This is a genomic window from Roseateles sp. P5_D6, from assembly GCF_054049415.1.
Genome location: NZ_JBFUMK010000010.1, coordinates 32,701 through 48,744, shown reverse-complemented (window position 1 = coordinate 48,744; position 16,044 = coordinate 32,701). Strand labels below are relative to the sequence as shown.

The 16,044-nt window shown below is 67.0% G+C and carries 19 protein-coding genes; 10 read left to right on the top strand and 9 right to left on the bottom strand.

Annotated elements, in window-relative coordinates:
* Positions 1-27 precede the first annotated feature (27 nt).
* Complete coding sequence (locus ACXJKM_RS15005) at positions 28-1,119, bottom strand: SGNH/GDSL hydrolase family protein (protein WP_457353336.1); 1,092 nt, start codon at positions 1,117-1,119, stop codon at positions 28-30.
* Positions 1,120-1,567: 448 nt separating this feature from the next.
* Here ACXJKM_RS15005 and ACXJKM_RS15000 point away from each other — a divergent pair, with 448 nt between their 5' ends.
* From ACXJKM_RS15000 to ACXJKM_RS14990, 3 genes are all read left to right on the top strand, one after another.
* The gene (locus tag ACXJKM_RS15000; protein WP_457353334.1) at positions 1,568-1,894 is read left to right on the top strand and encodes a nucleotide pyrophosphohydrolase; all 327 of its coding nucleotides are present in this window, start codon (positions 1,568-1,570) and stop codon (positions 1,892-1,894) included.
* 5 nt (positions 1,895-1,899) lie between these two features.
* A complete protein-coding gene (locus tag ACXJKM_RS14995) occupies positions 1,900-2,556 on the top strand; it encodes a 3'-5' exonuclease (protein ID WP_056191023.1) in 657 nt (218 codons plus the stop codon).
* Positions 2,557-2,645: 89 nt separating this feature from the next.
* Positions 2,646-3,164 (top strand): GNAT family N-acetyltransferase, encoded by a 519-nt coding sequence (locus tag ACXJKM_RS14990; protein WP_056191021.1) that lies wholly within the window; start codon positions 2,646-2,648, stop codon positions 3,162-3,164.
* A 223-nt stretch (positions 3,165-3,387) separates the two neighbouring features.
* On the opposite strand, the gene ACXJKM_RS14985 is transcribed toward ACXJKM_RS14990, so the two are convergent.
* Together ACXJKM_RS14985 and ACXJKM_RS14980 are read right to left on the bottom strand one after the other, a co-directional pair.
* Positions 3,388-4,440, bottom strand: coding sequence for a hypothetical protein (locus tag ACXJKM_RS14985; protein ID WP_457353332.1), 1,053 nt, complete (start codon positions 4,438-4,440; stop codon positions 3,388-3,390).
* A gap of 154 nt (positions 4,441-4,594) precedes the next feature.
* The gene (locus ACXJKM_RS14980) at positions 4,595-5,641 is read right to left on the bottom strand and encodes a PEP-CTERM sorting domain-containing protein (protein ID WP_457353330.1); all 1,047 of its coding nucleotides are present in this window, start codon (positions 5,639-5,641) and stop codon (positions 4,595-4,597) included.
* Positions 5,642-5,835: 194 nt separating this feature from the next.
* Here ACXJKM_RS14980 and ACXJKM_RS14975 point away from each other — a divergent pair, with 194 nt between their 5' ends.
* The 4 genes from ACXJKM_RS14975 (at position 5,836) to ACXJKM_RS14960 (ending at position 7,900) form a co-directional block, all read left to right on the top strand.
* Positions 5,836-6,804: a helix-turn-helix transcriptional regulator gene (locus ACXJKM_RS14975; protein ID WP_056191016.1), complete on the top strand. Its 969-nt coding sequence runs from the start codon at positions 5,836-5,838 to the stop codon at positions 6,802-6,804.
* 94 nt (positions 6,805-6,898) lie between these two features.
* Positions 6,899-7,207, top strand: a complete 309-nt coding sequence (locus ACXJKM_RS14970) for a DUF883 family protein (protein WP_056191014.1) — start codon at positions 6,899-6,901, stop codon at positions 7,205-7,207.
* 7 nt (positions 7,208-7,214) lie between these two features.
* On the top strand, positions 7,215-7,598 hold the full coding sequence (locus ACXJKM_RS14965) for a phage holin family protein (RefSeq protein WP_457323798.1): 384 nt from the start codon (positions 7,215-7,217) through the stop codon (positions 7,596-7,598).
* Complete coding sequence (locus ACXJKM_RS14960) at positions 7,595-7,900, top strand: hypothetical protein (RefSeq protein ID WP_056191011.1); 306 nt, start codon at positions 7,595-7,597, stop codon at positions 7,898-7,900. The genes ACXJKM_RS14965 and ACXJKM_RS14960 overlap by 4 nt, the downstream gene beginning before the upstream one ends.
* Here ACXJKM_RS14960 and ACXJKM_RS14955 read toward each other — a convergent pair.
* From ACXJKM_RS14955 to ACXJKM_RS14940, 4 genes are read right to left on the bottom strand one after another with little or no spacing between them, the layout of a single operon-like run.
* Positions 7,897-8,313 carry a GFA family protein gene (locus tag ACXJKM_RS14955; protein ID WP_457353327.1) on the bottom strand — a complete coding sequence of 139 codons (417 nt, stop codon included), beginning with the start codon at positions 8,311-8,313 and terminating at the stop codon, positions 7,897-7,899. The two genes, ACXJKM_RS14960 and ACXJKM_RS14955, sit on opposite strands and share 4 nt — an antisense overlap.
* Positions 8,314-8,328: 15 nt before the next feature.
* A complete protein-coding gene (locus ACXJKM_RS14950) occupies positions 8,329-8,913 on the bottom strand; it encodes a cob(I)yrinic acid a,c-diamide adenosyltransferase (protein WP_457353325.1) in 585 nt (194 codons plus the stop codon).
* A 46-nt stretch (positions 8,914-8,959) separates the two neighbouring features.
* A complete protein-coding gene (locus ACXJKM_RS14945; RefSeq protein WP_457353323.1) occupies positions 8,960-10,021 on the bottom strand; it encodes a fatty acid desaturase family protein in 1,062 nt (353 codons plus the stop codon).
* Positions 10,021-11,106: a ferredoxin reductase gene (locus ACXJKM_RS14940; protein ID WP_457353321.1), complete on the bottom strand. Its 1,086-nt coding sequence runs from the start codon at positions 11,104-11,106 to the stop codon at positions 10,021-10,023. The genes ACXJKM_RS14945 and ACXJKM_RS14940 overlap by 1 nt, the downstream gene beginning before the upstream one ends.
* A gap of 127 nt (positions 11,107-11,233) precedes the next feature.
* Here ACXJKM_RS14940 and ACXJKM_RS14935 point away from each other — a divergent pair, with 127 nt between their 5' ends.
* Complete coding sequence (locus ACXJKM_RS14935) at positions 11,234-11,881, top strand: TetR family transcriptional regulator (protein WP_056191000.1); 648 nt, start codon at positions 11,234-11,236, stop codon at positions 11,879-11,881.
* A 9-nt stretch (positions 11,882-11,890) separates the two neighbouring features.
* Here ACXJKM_RS14935 and ACXJKM_RS14930 read toward each other — a convergent pair whose 3' ends face one another.
* Positions 11,891-13,828, bottom strand: a complete 1,938-nt coding sequence (locus ACXJKM_RS14930) for a methyl-accepting chemotaxis protein (protein WP_457353319.1) — start codon at positions 13,826-13,828, stop codon at positions 11,891-11,893.
* A 40-nt stretch (positions 13,829-13,868) separates the two neighbouring features.
* Positions 13,869-14,096: a hypothetical protein gene (locus ACXJKM_RS14925; protein WP_457323790.1), complete on the bottom strand. Its 228-nt coding sequence runs from the start codon at positions 14,094-14,096 to the stop codon at positions 13,869-13,871.
* A gap of 91 nt (positions 14,097-14,187) precedes the next feature.
* Here ACXJKM_RS14925 and ACXJKM_RS14920 point away from each other — a divergent pair, with 91 nt between their 5' ends.
* Both ACXJKM_RS14920 and ACXJKM_RS14915 read left to right on the top strand, forming a co-directional pair.
* Complete coding sequence (locus ACXJKM_RS14920; RefSeq protein WP_457353317.1) at positions 14,188-15,591, top strand: FAD-binding oxidoreductase; 1,404 nt, start codon at positions 14,188-14,190, stop codon at positions 15,589-15,591.
* A gap of 77 nt (positions 15,592-15,668) precedes the next feature.
* The gene (locus ACXJKM_RS14915) at positions 15,669-16,043 is read left to right on the top strand and encodes a hypothetical protein (RefSeq protein WP_457325851.1); all 375 of its coding nucleotides are present in this window, start codon (positions 15,669-15,671) and stop codon (positions 16,041-16,043) included.
* Position 16,044: the final 1 nt, after the last annotated feature.

Genomic DNA, 16,044 nt, shown 5'->3' with positions numbered 1-16,044 from the left:
GAAGTTCTCCTGAAGGGTCACGCGGACTCAGAGCCAGCCTTTGCGAGCCAGTTCCAGGGACACCACCTGCGACAGCAATTGATTCCCAAACGGGGTGGGGTGGACGGAGTCAGCGAACAGGTAGTGACTGACGTCGCCGCTGATGACGTTGTTGGCGCTGCAGACCAGCGACGAACCCAAGGGGTTCTTGGCCGCGCTCAGATCACAGGCCGGCGTGGTGACATTGCTCAGGCTGAACTTCGCAGGATCGGCAATCTGGTCACGCACCCCTTGGGCGGCATCAACCCAACCCACGTCAGCGCCGGCCAGGCCGGTCTTGAGTTGGTCGTTGAAGGTATTGACCATCTGCAGGATCAGGCCCTGCGTGGCTGCGGGCAGGCTCTTGGCGAAAGGCGTCAGGCTCACGTCGGGCAGGTTGATGACCACGACGTTCTTGGCACCCTTGCCCACCACCAGGGCCTTGACGTAGCCGGCCAGTTCCGCACCGGCCTTGCCCATCTCGGTCACGCCCTTGGTGGCAGCGGCCGTCGGGTCACCGCCAGCGGCGATGGTGGCCTGCACGGTGGCCAGGTTGATGAACACGTCATTGCCACCGGCATAGACGAAGACGAGCTCGGTGCCCTTGAAGCTGCCACCGACTGCCGTCAGGTGGTTCTGCATCTGCGTGACGACGGGCACCGTGAGCTGGCCCAGCACGGCGTTGGAACCACCCAGCAGCTTGTTGCCCGGGCCGACCGGGTTGGTCACTCGCGCGCCACCCTGACCGTAGGCGAAACAACCCGCGTTGTTCTTGACGGGCACGCTGAACCCCTGGGAAGCCAGGCCATCCAGGCCTTGCTGGGCCGGGCAGGGCTTGGGCAGGCCGTAAAGCGTGGCAATGCGTTCCACCCAATGCGGGCCAACGCCATTGACGGTGTACTGGCCACCGCCCAGGGCGGCAACAGTACCGACCTTGTAGGTGCCCTGGTCGCTCAAGCTATCCCCGAAGGACACCACGCTGCTGGGGGCGAACTTGGGCGTCGTATCCGCCGTCGCACCACCACCACCGCAGCCCGCCACCAGCAAGCTGCCCAACAGCGCCACCGAGGCGGCGGCGATCCGGGTGAGGAAGGGTTTCATTGTTGTCTCCTAGGCGACACCGCAACATCGCAGTGCATTCAATTCGGGAGCGCAACTCTAGCCGCAGCTTTTTAGAACGGTCGTTCGTTTTTCCCCTCATTCCGCGTAAAGAAACAACGCCGACGGCTTGGGGAAGGCCTGCGCAAGCGCCGCGATCCAAAGGGCCTGTACCGCCTTGGGCAAGTCTGTGGATGGTTCTGGCACAACTGGGCAGATATCCACAGGCCGACGGCCTTTCGCAAAGTTGTTCCCAATCGAGGGTCAATCCATCAGGCTGCGGCGCACAGGCTTGTGCTGCTGCCAAGCGCTTGTGCCCCAAGGACTTTTTGCCCTTGTCCACAGCGCAGGCGGTGCACTACTACGACCACTACCTTTGAAATCTTGAATACTGTTTAGGAATACACGGGACACTTTCGGCGATGCAACGACCCTCACACGCGCTCCCCTGATGGACATTACGACCCTGCAGCAGCGTCTGCGCCAGTTCGCCAGCGACCGCGACTGGCAGCCCTACCAGACGCCAAAGAACCTCGCGATGGCCATGACGGTGGAGGCCGCCGAGCTGCTGGAAATATTCCAGTGGCTGACTCCCGAGCAATCCCTGAGCCTGAGCGACGACCAGCGCCGCCATCTCGGCGAAGAGCTGTCGGACGTGCTGCTGTACCTCGTGCAGATTGCCGACCATGGCGGCGTGGACCTGGATGCCGCCGTCGAGCGCAAGCTGGCAATGAATGCCCTGAAACACCCGCCCAGGCATCCACCGAAGAAGTCTTGACGAAGATGACGCAAACCATCGCCGTCGTCGACTTCGAAACGACCGGTCTCGGGCCCACCAGCGGCGGCCGTGCCACCGAGATCGCTGCCGTGCTCGTGCGTGGCGGCATGGTCGTCGACGCCTGGAGCAGCCTGATGAACAGCGGCGCCTGGGTGCCGCCCTTTATTCAGTCCCTCACCGGCATCAGCAACGAGATGCTGGCCAACGCGCCGGACTCGCCCACGGTCATGCGCGAGCTGGCCCGTTTCACCCAGGGCTGCCCGCTCGTCGCGCATAACGCTTCTTTCGACCGGGGCTTCTGGCATGCCGAGATGGAGCGCGCCGGCGTGGCGCGCGACCCGGCCCACGAGTTCGCCTGCACCGTGCTGTTGTCGCGCCGGCTCTGGCCCGAGGCCAAGAGCCACGGCCTGGGTGCGATCACGCAGTTCCACGGCATCCGCTTCGACGGCCGTGCCCACCGGGCGATGGCCGATGCTCGCGTGACGGCGGAGTTGTTACTGAAGGTTCAGAACGAGGTCGCGCGACGCTTTGCGTTGGACCTGGGCGACGCCGCTGTGGATCACGCACTGATGCTGGAGTTGCAGCGCACGCCGTTGCGCTGGCTCAGGCGCGGCCTGGTCGACCATGTGAAGGCCTGTCGCGCCAATTCCTTGGCTGCTTGAGCGGATAAAAAATTCTGTCAAGACCCTGCAGCTCATCATCGGGCTAGGACAATCGCGCCCTTTCGTCCCGTGCTATTGCCAAGAGTTCCATGTCCGTGATCCAGGTTCGCCCCGCCACCCTGCGCGATGCCAAGGCCATCGCCGAGATCCATGTCGCTGCCAGCCAGGACGCCTACAAGGCCCTCCTGCCCGCCGCCGCGCTGGATGCGATGTCGGTGCAAAAGCGCCAAGCCTTCTGGCGTGAGGCCATCGACCTCTGCGAGCCGCAGGTCATCGTTGCCCATCTGGACAACAAGATCATGGGTTTCGCCGGCTTCGATCGCTCCCGCGACAAGGGCACGCCCGCCACGACCGGCGAGGTCTGGGCCATGTTTGCCGACCCGGTGCACTGGGACAAGGGCGTCGGCCTGGCGCTGTGGGATGCCACGCGCGACGGCCTGCAGGAAGAAGGCTGCACCAAGGCCACGCTGTGGTGCTATCTGCGCAACGAACGCGCCCTGCGCTTCTTTGAGCTGGCCGGTTTCAAGCGTGAACTCGGCAGCGCCCGCACCTCCGAAGTCGGCGGTGCGCGTGTCGAAGAGATCCGACTGCATCGCTCCCTCGTCTGAGGCCATCGCACCGTGAGCAAAGCGCCCTGCGGGGCGCTTTGTCTTTTCCTTGGTGCTGTCGTCAAGGTATCTGGGTGTTCCGGGCCGAGCGCCGGGCCGCTCCCTAGCCGGCCCGCGCTGGCGAAGTGCTTGCGGCTCAACGCCGCAAGCGTCGCCGTCCCCTCGGGGGACCGGTCAGGCGCGCCCGCGTTCAGCAGGGCGAGACTGGACGAGGGGTCCTATTTCAAGCCGCGTAACCGCCAGTGGCCAGGGCCCAGCCATCGGTGGCGTCGTCGTGGCGCTGGATGTGCACGGGGCTGAGCTTCTTGGCGGCCGCACGTTCGACGAGGTTTTCTGCCTGCTCGGCGGTCAGTTGCAGGGCGAAGCGGGCCCAGCGCTTTTGCACCAGCGGCAGGCCCCAGGCGTCTTCCAGCGCCCAGCGGATCTGATGCGGCTCCTGCAGCTCGGTGGCGGCCAGCACGCGAGGGGCCAGGGCGAGCAGGAAGCGGTTGAAGTCGGTGCGCAGCGTGTCGGTGGGAAGCAGTGCCTCGAGGCGGCTCAGGCGGGCGCTCCAGCCGGGCGTGGCGAGCTGGCGTGTGACCAGGGCCTGCAGGGCCTGGATGGGATTGAACAGACGCAGGCGATTGGGCGGCAGCACGTGCAGCGGAATCAGCGCGGCTTGCTCGTGGCTCAGCGGTGTGACAAAGCTGGCCAGCACAGCCAGGCGCTGCCACTCGGCCTCGGCCAGGCCGCCAATGCGCGTGATGGGCCCGGCGGCGCAGCTGGCGGCCATGTCGGCCAGCGCAGCGTAGCCACGGTGGCCCTTGGCCCGGTTGGCGCGGCGGCTCATGACGGCCAGGTTGCCGGCCGCGTAACCGGCATCGTCGCGGACGCGGTCGATGCTGGTGCTCTCGCCGTCCAGCAACTCCCGGCTGATGGGGCAGTGCTGGGTTTCCAGCTGGGCGAGATGGTGCGGCGTGAGCTGGATGTCCTCGAAGCTGCGGCCGCGTGCCCACGCGTGGGTGCGCAGGGCCAGCCAGCGCTCGACCTGCGGGCTGGCAGGCGTGCGCACCGGGCGGCCACGTGAGGCCAGCCAGCCGCGCTGCAGTGGCGACTGCGGGTAGAGATGGGCGATGGGTGGCGTGATGCCATGCAGGGCGTAGTCGCGGCCCAGGGCCAGGCCGGTGCGCTCGTGGGCGCTGACCAGAGCAGAGGTGTCGTCCATGTCCAGGTCGAACTGGACCAGCGGGCTGCTCTGGAGGCGGGGGGTGATCTGGGCGTTGATGACGGCTTGCATGACTGACTCCTGATTGAGAGGCACGCCTGAGAGTCGCGGGCCTTGGATATCAGTTTGTGAGCCAGGTAGCTCAATAGGTGATCTACCCTGTGAAAAAAATCAGATGCGCATAAAAAAGGCACCGTAAGGTGCCCTTCGGAAGGCCGACGGAAACTCAGCCGCGGCGCCGGCGCAGCCTGGCGCCCACCACGGCGACCCCCGCAAGGGTCAGGGCCATTGAGCCCGGTTCGGGCACGCTGGTCACGCTGAGGAGCACGGACATGCAGCCCTGCTGCTGATGGCAGCCGGACGCAAGAATGGTTCCGTTGTCGTTGATCCGCTGGGCCTCGCCGATCAGCCAGTCGGACGAGCCAACCAGGTTGTTCAGGTCGTACATGGTGCCGCCCGTGTAGAGGAAGCCATGACCGAAGCCGTCGATGCCGTTGTTGGAAATGCCAACGACGTCGCCCGCGGCGTTGATGTCTTTGCCCTGGCTGTAGGAGCCGCCCAGGGTGCCCAGATCGATCATCTGCCCGCCGCTGTACCGGAAGGCGCGAGTGAAGCTGTCCGCGGTGTAGGAATATCCGGTGGCCTGACCCCCATCGTTGATGGCCGCCGGAATGCTGAGGGCCGACCCCAAGGTGCCGAGGTCCGTCATTGCGCCCTGGCTGAAGATGGCCGCATGGCCGCCGGCAGTGCCGAGGATCTGGCTGTGGTTGTTGATGGCCGTGACGTCGGTGAAGCTGGCGCCCAGGGTGGCCAGATTGATCATCTGCCCGCCGCTGTAGAGGAAGGTCGCGGAGTTCTTGTTGCCGGCGGTGACCGACATTCCTACGACCTCACCCGCGTTGTTGACGCCGTAGGCTTGGCTGAAGCTTCCGCCCAGCGTGCCCAGGTCGGTCATCTGCCCGTTGCTGTAGAGGAAGGCACGGATGTCGGGATAGCTGCTGGAATAAGACCCGCCCACCACCTGGCCGACGTCGTTGATGGCTTGGGCGTCGGTGGGGCTGTACCCGTTGCCCAGCGGATTGGTCCCGCCCAGGCCGCCGATGTTTACCGTGTTGCCGCTGCCGTACAGGAAGCTATACGTCGCGCCATTGGCATTGGGCAGATAGGCCAGCCCAGTCACCTGGCCGGCGTTGTTGAGGTCCTTGGCATAGCTGGTGGGATATAGCGATTGCACGGCCAGCGGTGTGACCGAATAGGTCGGCGCTGCAGCCATGCACTCGGCGCCAAGGGCTGCCCAGAAAAGTCCCGCGCAGATTTGACGCAAGAATGATGTCGACGGATTCATGTCACTCTCCCTGCCTGCTCCCGGATGTTTGGCATCCGTGAAGCAGGCTATTGATTTGTTGGCCGATTCAAGCCCGCCGAGTGTGCAGAGATGCCAGCGGTCGGGGCACTGAGAAAACCCGAATGGACCGCACCGAACGCTTTTACAAGATCGAGCAGCTGATCCGCTCCCGCGGCTGCGTGTCATTCGCCGAGTTGATCGAGGCGCTGGAGGTGTCGCCGGCCACGCTCAAGCGCGACCTGGCCTACCTGCGGGAGCGGCTGGACGCGCCCATCGAGTACGACGCCGGCGAGAACGGCTACCGTTTCGGCCAGCAGTGGCGTGGCGGCAAGCATGAGCTGCCGGGGGTCTGGTTCAACGAGGCCGAACTGCACGCCCTCCTGACCATGCAGCAGATGCTGGCCGGCCTGGATGAGCAGGGGGTCGTGGGCCGCCACCTGCAGCCCATGTTCGACAAGATCACCGGCATGCTGGGCGTGGATGCGGCCGAGGCCGATGAGCTGCGGCGGCGCGTCAGGCTGATCGGCACGGCACGCCGGCGCATGGCCAGCGACAGCTTCGAGACCGTGGGCAGCGCCGTCGTCAAGCGCAAGCGCCTGGCCATCCGCTACCGCAAGAAACGCGATGGGGCGGGCAGCGAACGCGAGGTCTCGCCGCAGCGTCTCGTGCATCATCGTCACGCCTGGTATCTGGATGCCTGGTGCCATGCCAGCGACGCCTATCGCCGCTTTGCCCTGGACGGCATCGAGGCGGCGACGCTGCTAGACGCCGACGCCCGGCCTGTGCCCCTGGCTGAGCTGGAAGCCGAACTCGACCAGGGCTATGGCATCTTCGCCGGTGGCACGCCGCGCGAGGCCGAGCTGGTCTTCAGCGCCGGCACGGCGGCCTGGGTGTCGCGCGAGGAATGGCACCCGGCCCAGCAGAGCGAATTCCTGCCCGACGGCCGCTGGCGGCTGCGCCTGCCCTATGTCGATGACACCGAGTTGCTGATGGACCTGCTGCGCCATGCCGGCCAGGTGGAGGTGCTGGCGCCGGCCGCCTTGCGCGAGGCCTATGCGCAGCGCTTGCGGCAAGCGGCCGCGGCCTTGTAGGACAAGCCCGCTTCAATCGTGGTGGGGCATGTCAGGCCATGTCCAATCGCGTTAGGCTGCAAGCGTGTTTGATCCCCCGATCAAGGAGCCAGCGATGAGTGATACCAGCCAGGCGAAGGAAAAATTGGCCTCGGACTTCCGTGCGGTGATGGAAGACATCGACGCGCTGATGACGGCCACGACCAACAAGGCGGACGGCGAGGTGAAGGCCTTGCGCGCCCGCATCCAGGACCGGCTGTCCGGTGCCAAGGACAAGCTGCTGGACGCCCAGCACGAAGCCCTCCAGCGCGCCAAGGATGCCGCCGTCGCCACCGACGACTATGTGCATGCCAACCCCTGGCAGGCCATCGGTGCCGCGGCAGCCGTGGGCCTTGCGATTGGCGTGTTGATCGGCCGCCGCTGAGCCCCGCTTGAGCGACGCCAAGGAACCCGTCTCCGCGCCGCTGCGGCGGCTCGGGGTGTCGTTGCTGACGCTCAGCCGCATTCGGCTTGAGCTGTTTGCTATCGAGGCCCAGGAGGAGAAGGAGCGTATCGCCAGCCTGCTGCTTTGGGCGGTGCTGGCCGCGCTGCTGGCGGGCTTTGGCCTGCTGATGGGGCTGGTGTTGATCACGGTCGCCTTCTGGGACGATCACCGGCTGCTGGCTCTGGGCGGCGGCACGGTCGTTCTGATCGCTGCGGCCGTCGTCGCCGTGCTCAAGGTCAAGAAGCTGATCGATCAGCCGGCTAGCCTGTTCCAGTCCAGCATCGGTGAGTTGCGCGCTGACGCCGAAGCGCTGCGCCGGCCAGGGCCATGATCCCCAGGATCCCGGCCGACCCGGCTCTGCGCAGCGAGCGCAAGGCCAATCTGCTGCTGGCATCCGAGTTGATGCGCGGCCAGGCTGCACTGTCGGTGGACGATATCGGCCAGCGCGCTGACGGCTGGGTGCTGCGCATCCTGGCCTGGCGCGATCTGCTGTCCAACCCCATCGTGCTCGCCGCGGCCGGCGGCGGAGCGGCCTTGTTTGCCGGCGCGGGGGCAGACCGACGCGGCAAACTCTGGCGCGGGCTGCGCTGGGCCTGGCTGGCCTACAAGGTCTGGGGCCGGCGCAAGCGCTAGGCTAGCGGGCTGTCGCGGCCGCGCATGTGAGCCGGGGTGCTGTCCAGCTCAGGCAGCCAGGGCATGGCCGAGTCTTTCCAGACCTGCACCACGGGCTTCAGCTGGGCACGTTCGTTCACGCAGCCCAGGCGGATGTTCAGCGTCTTGGGTACGTCGGCTTCCGTGGCGAAGAGCTGGGTGCCGCAATCCCCGCAGAAGGCCTGTGCACGGCGGTTGCCGCTGGCTGCGACCTTCACATACTGCTTGGGTGTGCCCACCAGTTCGACCTGATCCGCCGGAACGGCGATCACCGCGCGGAACGGGCCGCCGGAGATGATCTGGCAGTCCGCGCAGTGGCAGGCAAAGACCTTGGCGGGATCGGCAGTCGCCGAGAAACGGATGGCGCCGCAGTGGCATTGACCGGTGATTTGCATATGGGCCCCTGGGCTTCAGTTGTCGGCCGCGTCCAGTCGCTTCATGCGCTCGCTCTGCCAGTAGACATCGTCGCCCCCCAGCCCGTCGAGATTGGCGCGATTCAGCACGCGGGACAGCACGAAGAGCAGGTCGGACAGGCGGTTCAGGTACTGGCGCGGCGCGGCGCGCACGGGCTCGGCGGTGGCTACCTGAATGACGGCGCGCTCGGCACGGCGGGTAATCGTGCGGCAAACATGGGCAATCGCGGCGCTGCGCGTGCCGGCCGGCAGGATGAATTCCTTGAGCCGCGGCAGATGCTCGTTGTAATGCTCCAGCGCCTCGTCCAGGCGCAGCACGGCGGCGTCCTTCAGCAGTTCGCCGCCGGGCCAGGACAGCTCCCCACCCAGGTTGAAGAGCTCATGCTGGATGGTGACGATGAGGTCGCGGATGTCGTCGGGCAGGGGTTCGGCCAGCAGCAGGCCGAGGTTGGAGTTCAGCTCGTCGACATCACCCATGGCCTGCACGCGCAGATGGGTCTTGGACACGCGGCTGCCGTCGGACAGGCCGGTGGTGCCGTCGTCGCCGGTGCGGGTGGCGATCTGTGAAAGTCGGTTGCCCATGATGGCGGTGCAGGTCGGTGATCGGACCTGCATCCTGCCTGAATCTTCAGGCCACGGCCGCTTTGGGTGGCAAGGTGTTGACCAGGATGCGCTTCATCACGGTGAGGTACTGCTTGAACAGGCTGCCGGTGTTGTAGCGCAGGCCGTATTGGCGGCACAGCGCCTGCACCTGCGGCGCGATCTCGACGTAGCGGTGCGCCGGCATGTCGGGGAAGAGGTGGTGCTCGATCTGGTGGCTCAGGTGCCCAGTCAGGATGTGGAACCAGCGCCCGCCGGTGAGGTTGCTGGAGCCGGCCAACTGGCGCAGATACCAGTCGCCGCGGGTCTCGTTGAGGCAGTCCTCTTGCCGGTAGATGGCCACATGCTCGGTGAAGTGGCCGCAGAAGATCACCACATAGGTCCACAGGTTGCGGATCAGGTTGGCCGCGAAGTTGCCAGCCAGCACGCGCGGCGCGCTCCACAGCGCCAGCGCCGGGAAGAGCAGATAGTCCTTGAACCACTGCTTGCCCACCTTGCCGAGGAAGCGGTTCAGGCGCTCCTTGAACACGGGCTTGGGGATGGCGCCGTGCTTGTAGCGGCCCAGCTCCAGGTCATGCGAGCCGACGCCGTACTGGAAGCCCAGGGCCAGCATCAGGTTGGCCAGCGGCTGCAGCCAGTGGCGCGGCTTCCACTTCTGCTCGGGCGTCATGCGCAGCAGCGAGTAGCCCAGGTCACGGTCCTTGCCGAGGATGTTGGTGTAGGTGTGGTGGGTGACGTTGTGCGAATGGCGCCAGGCCTCGCCGTCACAGGCGATGTCCCACTCGAAGGTCTGGGAGTTCAGTGCCGGGTCGCCGGTCCAGTCGTACTGGCCGTGCATGACGTTGTGGCCGATCTCCATGTTGTCGAGGATCTTGGCGTGGGCCAGCGCCAGCACGCCGGCGATCCAGCTCAAGGGCCCGACGCCGAAATGCAGCAGCGCACGGCCACCCACCTCGCTGGCGCGGCAGATGGCGATCATCTTGCGGATGTGGTCGACGTCGGCCTGGCCGAGCGAGTCCATGACGCGGGCGCGGATGGCGTCGAGTTCGACCTGGAACGCGTCAACTTGGGGGCGGGTGAGGGTATGCATCACAGGTCGAGTTCGAGGTCGGAGCGGGCGGCGCTGACGCACAGCCGGATCAATTCGTTGGGCGCGCTGGACAGCTCGCCCGTGTGCAGGTGCTGCACCGTGCCGCTGCGCTTGACGCATTGGCAGGAGCGGCAGATGCCGATGCGGCAGCCATGCTTGGGCGCGAAGCCGGCGGCCTCGGCCTGGTTCAGCAGCGGCGCGGCGCCCAGCGACGCGAAGCCGGTGGCGCTGCGCAGCAGCTGCACGCGCACCGGGGCGCTGAGGGGCTCGGCGGCCAGCGGGGCGGCGGCGAAACGCTCGCTGTGCAGCGGCGCGGTGATGCCGTGCGCCTGCCAGTGCGCGTGTATCGCATCCATCAGCCCGGCGGGGCCGCACACCCAGGTGGCGCGCTCGGCCAGGTCGGGCACCTGCGCCTGCAAATCGGCTGGCGTGAGATGGCCGACGCTGGTGGTGAAGTGTTGAATCAGGCGCAGCCCCGGCATGGCTGCCAGCTCGGCGGCAAAGATCTGTTCGACCGGGCTGCGGCAGCTGTGCACAAAGACCACACGGTCGGCCGCGCCGCGCGCCTGCAGCTCGCGCAGCAGGGCCATCACCGGCGTGATGCCGCTGCCGGCGCTGAGCAGCAGGATCTTGTCCGGCAGCACGGCCGGCAGCACGAAATCGCCCATCGCGGGGCCGAGCGTGAGCACATCACCCACGCGCACGCTCTCATGCAGATGCGTGGACACCCGCCCCTGTCGCTTGACCGTGATCGCCAGCAGGCGCGAGCCCGGGCGCGACGTCAGCGAGTACATGCGCTCGTGGCGGCGGCCGTTGATCTCCACCGTCAGCGACACGAACTGCCCGGCGCGGGCACCACGCCACATCGCGTTGGGGCGCAGCACCAGCGTGCGGGTGTCGGCCGTCTCGGCGATGCACTTCACCACCCGGGCCTTCACCTGATGCAGCGACAGCAGCGGGTGCAGGGCCTGCAGGCTGTCCTCGACCGCGCTTTCACGCACGATGGCCGCCACCCAGGGGTGTTGCAGTGCCGCGCGCAGCGGGCGAGTCAGGGTTTCGAGGCGGGTGGGGCGGAGCGTTTGCATGCCTGCATTGTGTACGTTCGTACACAAACAAACAAGACACTCAACCCGGGAGGTACGCCACGCTCGTGCACAAATAGGCAGACGGACGGGGTGAAGCTACGATACGAGTGTTCACAGACCAGTCGCCATGTCCGACACCGCCGCCGACAAACTCTCTCGCGCCGAGCGCAAGGACCTCACCCGTGCCAGCCTCACCCAGGCCGCGCTCGCGCTGATGGGCGAGGGGCGCAGCTTCACCAGCCTGGGCATCCGCGAGATCGCCCGCGAGGCGGGCATGGTGCCCAACGGCTTCTACCGGCACTTTCGCAACACCGACGAGCTGGGCCTGGCGCTGGTGGAGGAGGTCGGCATCAGCCTGCGCCGACTGCTGCGCGAGGCGCGCCAGGGCGGCGCGGCGCCGGCCGACCGCGTGCGCGTGTCGGTCGAGGTCTATTGCAGCTATGTGCAGCAGCACCGGCTGCTGTTCCTTTTCATCAGCAGCGAGCGCGGTGGCGGCAGCCGCATCCTGCGGCTGGCCATCCGCAACGAGGTGCGCCACTTCACCAACGAGATGGCGCAGGACTTCCGCGCCATCGGCGCCTATCCCGACATGCCCACGGCCACGCTGCAGATGGTGTGCGGGCTGATCGTCAACACCATGCTGGCGGCAGCGCCGGAGATGCTCGACCTGCCGCCCCAGCAGCCGCTGCTGGAGGCCGAAATGATGGACAACTTCGTGCAGCAGCTGCAGGTGGTGCTGCTGGGCGCGGCGGCCTGGCGGGTCAACCCAGACTGAGCCCGCCCCTCAGCGCTGGGCGACCGGCATGCGGAAGGTGTTGACCAGGCCCGACAGCTTCTCGGCCTGCTGCTGCAGGCTCATGCCGGCCGCGGCGGTTTCCTCCACGAGGGCGGCGTTCTGCTGCGTCAGCTGGTCCATGTGCGAGACGGCCTCGCTGATCTGGCCGATGCCGGTGCTCTGCTCGCTGGACGCGCGGCTGATGCTGGTGACGAGCTCGGCCAGAGAGCGGATGGCGTCGACGGTTTCGCGCATCGTTGCGCCGGCGCCCTTCACGAGGCGGGCGCCGTCCTCGACCTGGCCGACGCTGGTGGAGATGAGGACCTTGATCTGCTTGGCAGCCTCGGCCGAGCGGCCAGCCAGCGCGCGCACTTCCGACGCGACGACGGCAAAGCCGCGGCCCTGCTCGCCGGCCCGCGCGGCCTCCACGGCGGCGTTTAACGCGAGGATGTTGGTCTGGAAGGCAATGCCGTCGATGACAGCGATGATTTCCTCGATGCGCCGGCTGCTGGCCTCGATGGCGCCCATGGTGCTGACGACCTGGTCGACGGCCGCGCCACCCGAGATGGCGACCGTGCAGGCGCGCTGGGCCAGGCTGCTGGCGTCGCCGGCCTGATCGGCATTGCTGCGCACGGTGGCGGTCAGCTGCTCCATGGAGCTGGCGGTTTCCTCGAGCGCCGAAGCCTGCTGCTCGGTGCGCTGCGACAGGTCGCGGTTGCCCGAGGCCAGCTCCTGCGAGGCTTGCGCCACCTCGCCGGCATTGCTGCGCACCTCACCGATGACGCCACACAGGCTGTCGCGCATGGCCAGCAGCGCCATCGTCAGCTGGCCGATCTCGTCGCGCGCGCTGATGACGACGTCGCCGCTGAGGTCGCGTTCGGCGATCTGCTGGGCCAGGCCGGCGGCATGCTGCAGCGGCACGGTGATGCTGCGCGAGATGCCGCGCGCGAGCAGGAAGACGGCGCCCAGCATGAAGGCCAGCAGGCCGAAGACGACCCAGCTGCTGGTGCGCAGGCTGGACACGCGCGCGCCAAGCATGCCGTCCAGCGCATCCATCGCCTCCTCGGCGACGACATACATCGCGTCGATGGTGCGGGTGTAGCTGGCGATGTAGTCGGGCGCCGCGTAGGCCAGCTCCTCCTTGGCGATCAGCTCGTCGCGGGTCAGCTTCAGCGAGCCGCGCACCTGTTCGTCCAGTGCGGCGATCTTGCTGCCCAGCCGGCTCTTGAGGTCGGCATTGACGGCGAAACTCTTGTCGAAGGCCGTGCCCATGCCGGCATGCTGGTCGGCGGCCTGCTGCACGAGGCCGGCCAGCAACGTGCGGCCTTCGGGGCCGATCTTGCCTTCCGCCAGAAAGCCGGCGCCACGCGCTCGCGCCTGGCCCAGGGCCTCGGTGGCGATGGGCAGCCGCGTCAGCGTCGCGCTGATCAGGAAATAGGTGTCGGCCTCGGGGTCGAGGATGAGGCCGGACTGGTCGACGAGCTGGTCCAGCAGTTTGAAATAGACGGCGATGAGCTGGGCGTGCAGGGTGCTGCTCTCGGCCGCCTTCAGTCCCTTGGCGCCCACCTGGCTGGACAGGCTGTCCCAGCGCGTGCGCGCTTCCTGCCAGGTCTGGCGCATTGCGTCGTTCGCGCCATCGCCCTTCAGCATGGTGTCGACGGCGGCAACCTGCTTGACCACCTCGGCGTTCTTGGCCGAGCGTGCCGTCTGCACCGAGTCGTTGCCGCCCAACACGGCAGCCGACAGGCCGCGGTGCTGCTGGGTCAGCTGGGCCAGCCGCACGAGCAGCCGGGCGGGCGCCAGGCCTTCGAGCTCGCCCTGCGCCGCCTGAGCCAATTGACGCGCCTGGCGCACCTGGAAGGCCGAAGGGATGCTGATGGCCACCAGCACCAGCAGGGTCAGCAGCATCAGCTTGCGGCTGATCGTCAGAGTGGTCGTCGGGCTCATGGCGTTCTCCTCGTTGGCAAGGCCCTGCTGCGGCGCCGATTCAGTGTCGGCGGCCGCTGCGGTGGAAGGCCGGTTTGTGCACCGGCGCGTCATGCGGCTTGAATCCCTGGGCCGACGTCCAGCGCGGCGCGGGCGGGGCGTCGTGGGGCGGTGGCGGGTGACCGAAGACCTCGCGCCAGCGCGCGGCCAGCAGATCGAAGCGCACCGCGCCGAAAGCGATGAGGGCAACGGCCGCGACGAGCAGCAGCCAGGTCAGGGTCGGGTCCATGCAGGTCTCCCGGGGTTCGCTGTGTGCCCCATGCTGTCACCATGCGAGGGGCACTGCAACACAATCCTTGTCTGACCCCCTGGAGTTGGCCATGAACGCGCCCGAATCCTTCTCGCCCGCCCCACTCCCGGCCGCGCTGCTGGACAGCCTGCGTGCCGACTTCGCCGAGCGCTGCTCGACCGCCCTGGCCGTGCGTGAGCAGCATGGCCGCGACGAATCCGTCTTCGACGTACCACCGCCGCAGGCCGTCGTCTTTGCCGAAAACGAGGCCGAGGTCGCGCGCGTGGTGGCACTGTGCGCCCTGCACCGCGTGCCCGTCATTCCCTACGGTGCGGGCTCGTCGCTGGAAGGCCATCTGCTGGCCGTGCAGGGCGGCATCAGCCTGGACGTGTCGCGCATGAACAAGATCCTGCGCGTCGATGCCGAGGACCTGACGGTGACGGTGCAGCCCGGCGTCACACGCAAGGCGCTGAACGAGGCGCTCAAGCATGAGGGCCTGTTCTTCCCCATCGACCCCGGCGCCGACGCGAGCCTGGGCGGCATGGCCGCCACGCGCGCCAGTGGCACGAACGCGGTGCGCTACGGCACGATGCGCGAGAACGTGCTGGCGCTGCGCTTCGTGTCGGCCAGCGGCGAGGTGGTGCGCTGCGGCTCGCGCGCCAGGAAGAGCAGCGCCGGCTACGACCTGACGCGCCTCGTCATCGGCAGCGAAGGGACGCTGGGCGTCATCACCGAGCTGACCGTCAAGGTCCACCCGCTGCCCGAAGCCGTGTCGGCCGCGGTCTGCTTCTTCCCCAGCATCGACGCGGCCGTGCGCACCGCCATGCAGATCATCCAGATCGGCGTGCCCATCGCGCGCTGCGAGCTGCTGGACGCCAACGCCATCAAGGCCGTCAATGCGCACGACAAGCTCGGCCTGAAGGAAGCGCCCATGCTGCTGATGGAATTCCACGGCAGCGAGGCGGGCGTGGCTGAACAGGCGGCCACCGTGCAGGACGTGGCAGCGGACTTTGGGGGCGAGGCCTTCGAATGGGCGACGACGCCCGAGGCGCGCACGCGGCTCTGGACCGCGCGCCACCACGCCTATCTGTCAGGCCTGCAGATGCGCCCCGGCTGCCGCGCGGTGACGACAGACACCTGCGTGCCCATCTCGCGCCTGGCCGAGAACATCAACGCGTCGATTGCCGAGGTCGAGGCCGCCGGCCTGCCTTACTTCATCGTCGGCCATGTCGGCGATGGCAACTTCCACATGGCCTATCTGCTGGACCCGGTCGACCCCGAAGAGCTGGCGACGGCCGAGCGGCTCAGTGCGCAGATGGTGGCGCGGGCGATTGCTCTCGAAGGCACGTGTACGGGCGAGCATGGGATTGGGTTGCACAAGCAGGGCTTCCTGCTGGACGAGACCGGCGAGGAAGCGGTGGGGTTGATGCGCGCGGTGAAGCAGGCACTGGATCCGTTGGGCATCTTCAATCCGGGGAAGATCTTTGCGGGTTGAGCCGTTTCCTGTGTGTCGTGCCTTGAGCAAATCGGGCCACACTAGGTAGTCATTCGAACCCATGCTGAGGCCAGCAAATGACACCAACTGAGCTTCGCCAGTTGCTCCTCTATGGAGAGTCGACGGACGAGAATTTCAAGAGGTTGCCGCCTGAAGCCGGCGGCATCTGGTGCAGTCGCCCCACGCGAGAGCAGGTCGAGCGTGGCCGCTATTTCATGTATCTACGGGTGGCTCTCCTTGCCGCCGCAACGATCTACCTTTTCTACTTCCATAGAGGCATAGGTGAAGCGAGAGTGCTTCCATGGATCATTGCTTGCTACGAGTTCGCGTACTACACCCTACGAAAAGAGAAGGACGAACAGGATCACTTACTCGCACGAGAGCGTTATACGAGCCGTGTAGATGAGCTTATCCATGCCTTGCATCCACGCTGGAAGCCGGAGAAGGTTTAGC

What these genes read in the sequence shown, in the direction of transcription:
- ACXJKM_RS14955 (WP_457353327.1), bottom strand. Translation starts at nt 8,313, where the DNA reads ATGCAAATCACCGGTCAATGCCACTGCGGCGCCATCCGTTTCTCGGCG.
- ACXJKM_RS14945 (WP_457353323.1), bottom strand. Translation starts at nt 10,021, where the DNA reads ATGCATACCCTCACCCGCCCCCAAGTTGACGCGTTCCAGGTCGAACTC.
- ACXJKM_RS14970 (WP_056191014.1), top strand. Translation starts at nt 6,899, where the DNA reads ATGAGTGATACCAGCCAGGCGAAGGAAAAATTGGCCTCGGACTTCCGT.
- ACXJKM_RS14915 (WP_457325851.1), top strand. Translation starts at nt 15,669, where the DNA reads ATGACACCAACTGAGCTTCGCCAGTTGCTCCTCTATGGAGAGTCGACG.
- ACXJKM_RS14930 (WP_457353319.1), bottom strand. Translation starts at nt 13,828, where the DNA reads ATGAGCCCGACGACCACTCTGACGATCAGCCGCAAGCTGATGCTGCTG.
- ACXJKM_RS14980 (WP_457353330.1), bottom strand. Translation starts at nt 5,641, where the DNA reads ATGGCTGCAGCGCCGACCTATTCGGTCACACCGCTGGCCGTGCAATCG.
- ACXJKM_RS14990 (WP_056191021.1), top strand. Translation starts at nt 2,646, where the DNA reads ATGTCCGTGATCCAGGTTCGCCCCGCCACCCTGCGCGATGCCAAGGCC.
- ACXJKM_RS15000 (WP_457353334.1), top strand. Translation starts at nt 1,568, where the DNA reads ATGGACATTACGACCCTGCAGCAGCGTCTGCGCCAGTTCGCCAGCGAC.
- ACXJKM_RS14975 (WP_056191016.1), top strand. Translation starts at nt 5,836, where the DNA reads ATGGACCGCACCGAACGCTTTTACAAGATCGAGCAGCTGATCCGCTCC.
- ACXJKM_RS14940 (WP_457353321.1), bottom strand. Translation starts at nt 11,106, where the DNA reads ATGCAAACGCTCCGCCCCACCCGCCTCGAAACCCTGACTCGCCCGCTG.
- ACXJKM_RS14995 (WP_056191023.1), top strand. Translation starts at nt 1,900, where the DNA reads ATGACGCAAACCATCGCCGTCGTCGACTTCGAAACGACCGGTCTCGGG.
- ACXJKM_RS14960 (WP_056191011.1), top strand. Translation starts at nt 7,595, where the DNA reads ATGATCCCCAGGATCCCGGCCGACCCGGCTCTGCGCAGCGAGCGCAAG.
- ACXJKM_RS15005 (WP_457353336.1), bottom strand. Translation starts at nt 1,119, where the DNA reads ATGAAACCCTTCCTCACCCGGATCGCCGCCGCCTCGGTGGCGCTGTTG.
- ACXJKM_RS14985 (WP_457353332.1), bottom strand. Translation starts at nt 4,440, where the DNA reads ATGCAAGCCGTCATCAACGCCCAGATCACCCCCCGCCTCCAGAGCAGC.
- ACXJKM_RS14925 (WP_457323790.1), bottom strand. Translation starts at nt 14,096, where the DNA reads ATGGACCCGACCCTGACCTGGCTGCTGCTCGTCGCGGCCGTTGCCCTC.
- ACXJKM_RS14920 (WP_457353317.1), top strand. Translation starts at nt 14,188, where the DNA reads ATGAACGCGCCCGAATCCTTCTCGCCCGCCCCACTCCCGGCCGCGCTG.
- ACXJKM_RS14935 (WP_056191000.1), top strand. Translation starts at nt 11,234, where the DNA reads ATGTCCGACACCGCCGCCGACAAACTCTCTCGCGCCGAGCGCAAGGAC.
- ACXJKM_RS14950 (WP_457353325.1), bottom strand. Translation starts at nt 8,913, where the DNA reads ATGGGCAACCGACTTTCACAGATCGCCACCCGCACCGGCGACGACGGC.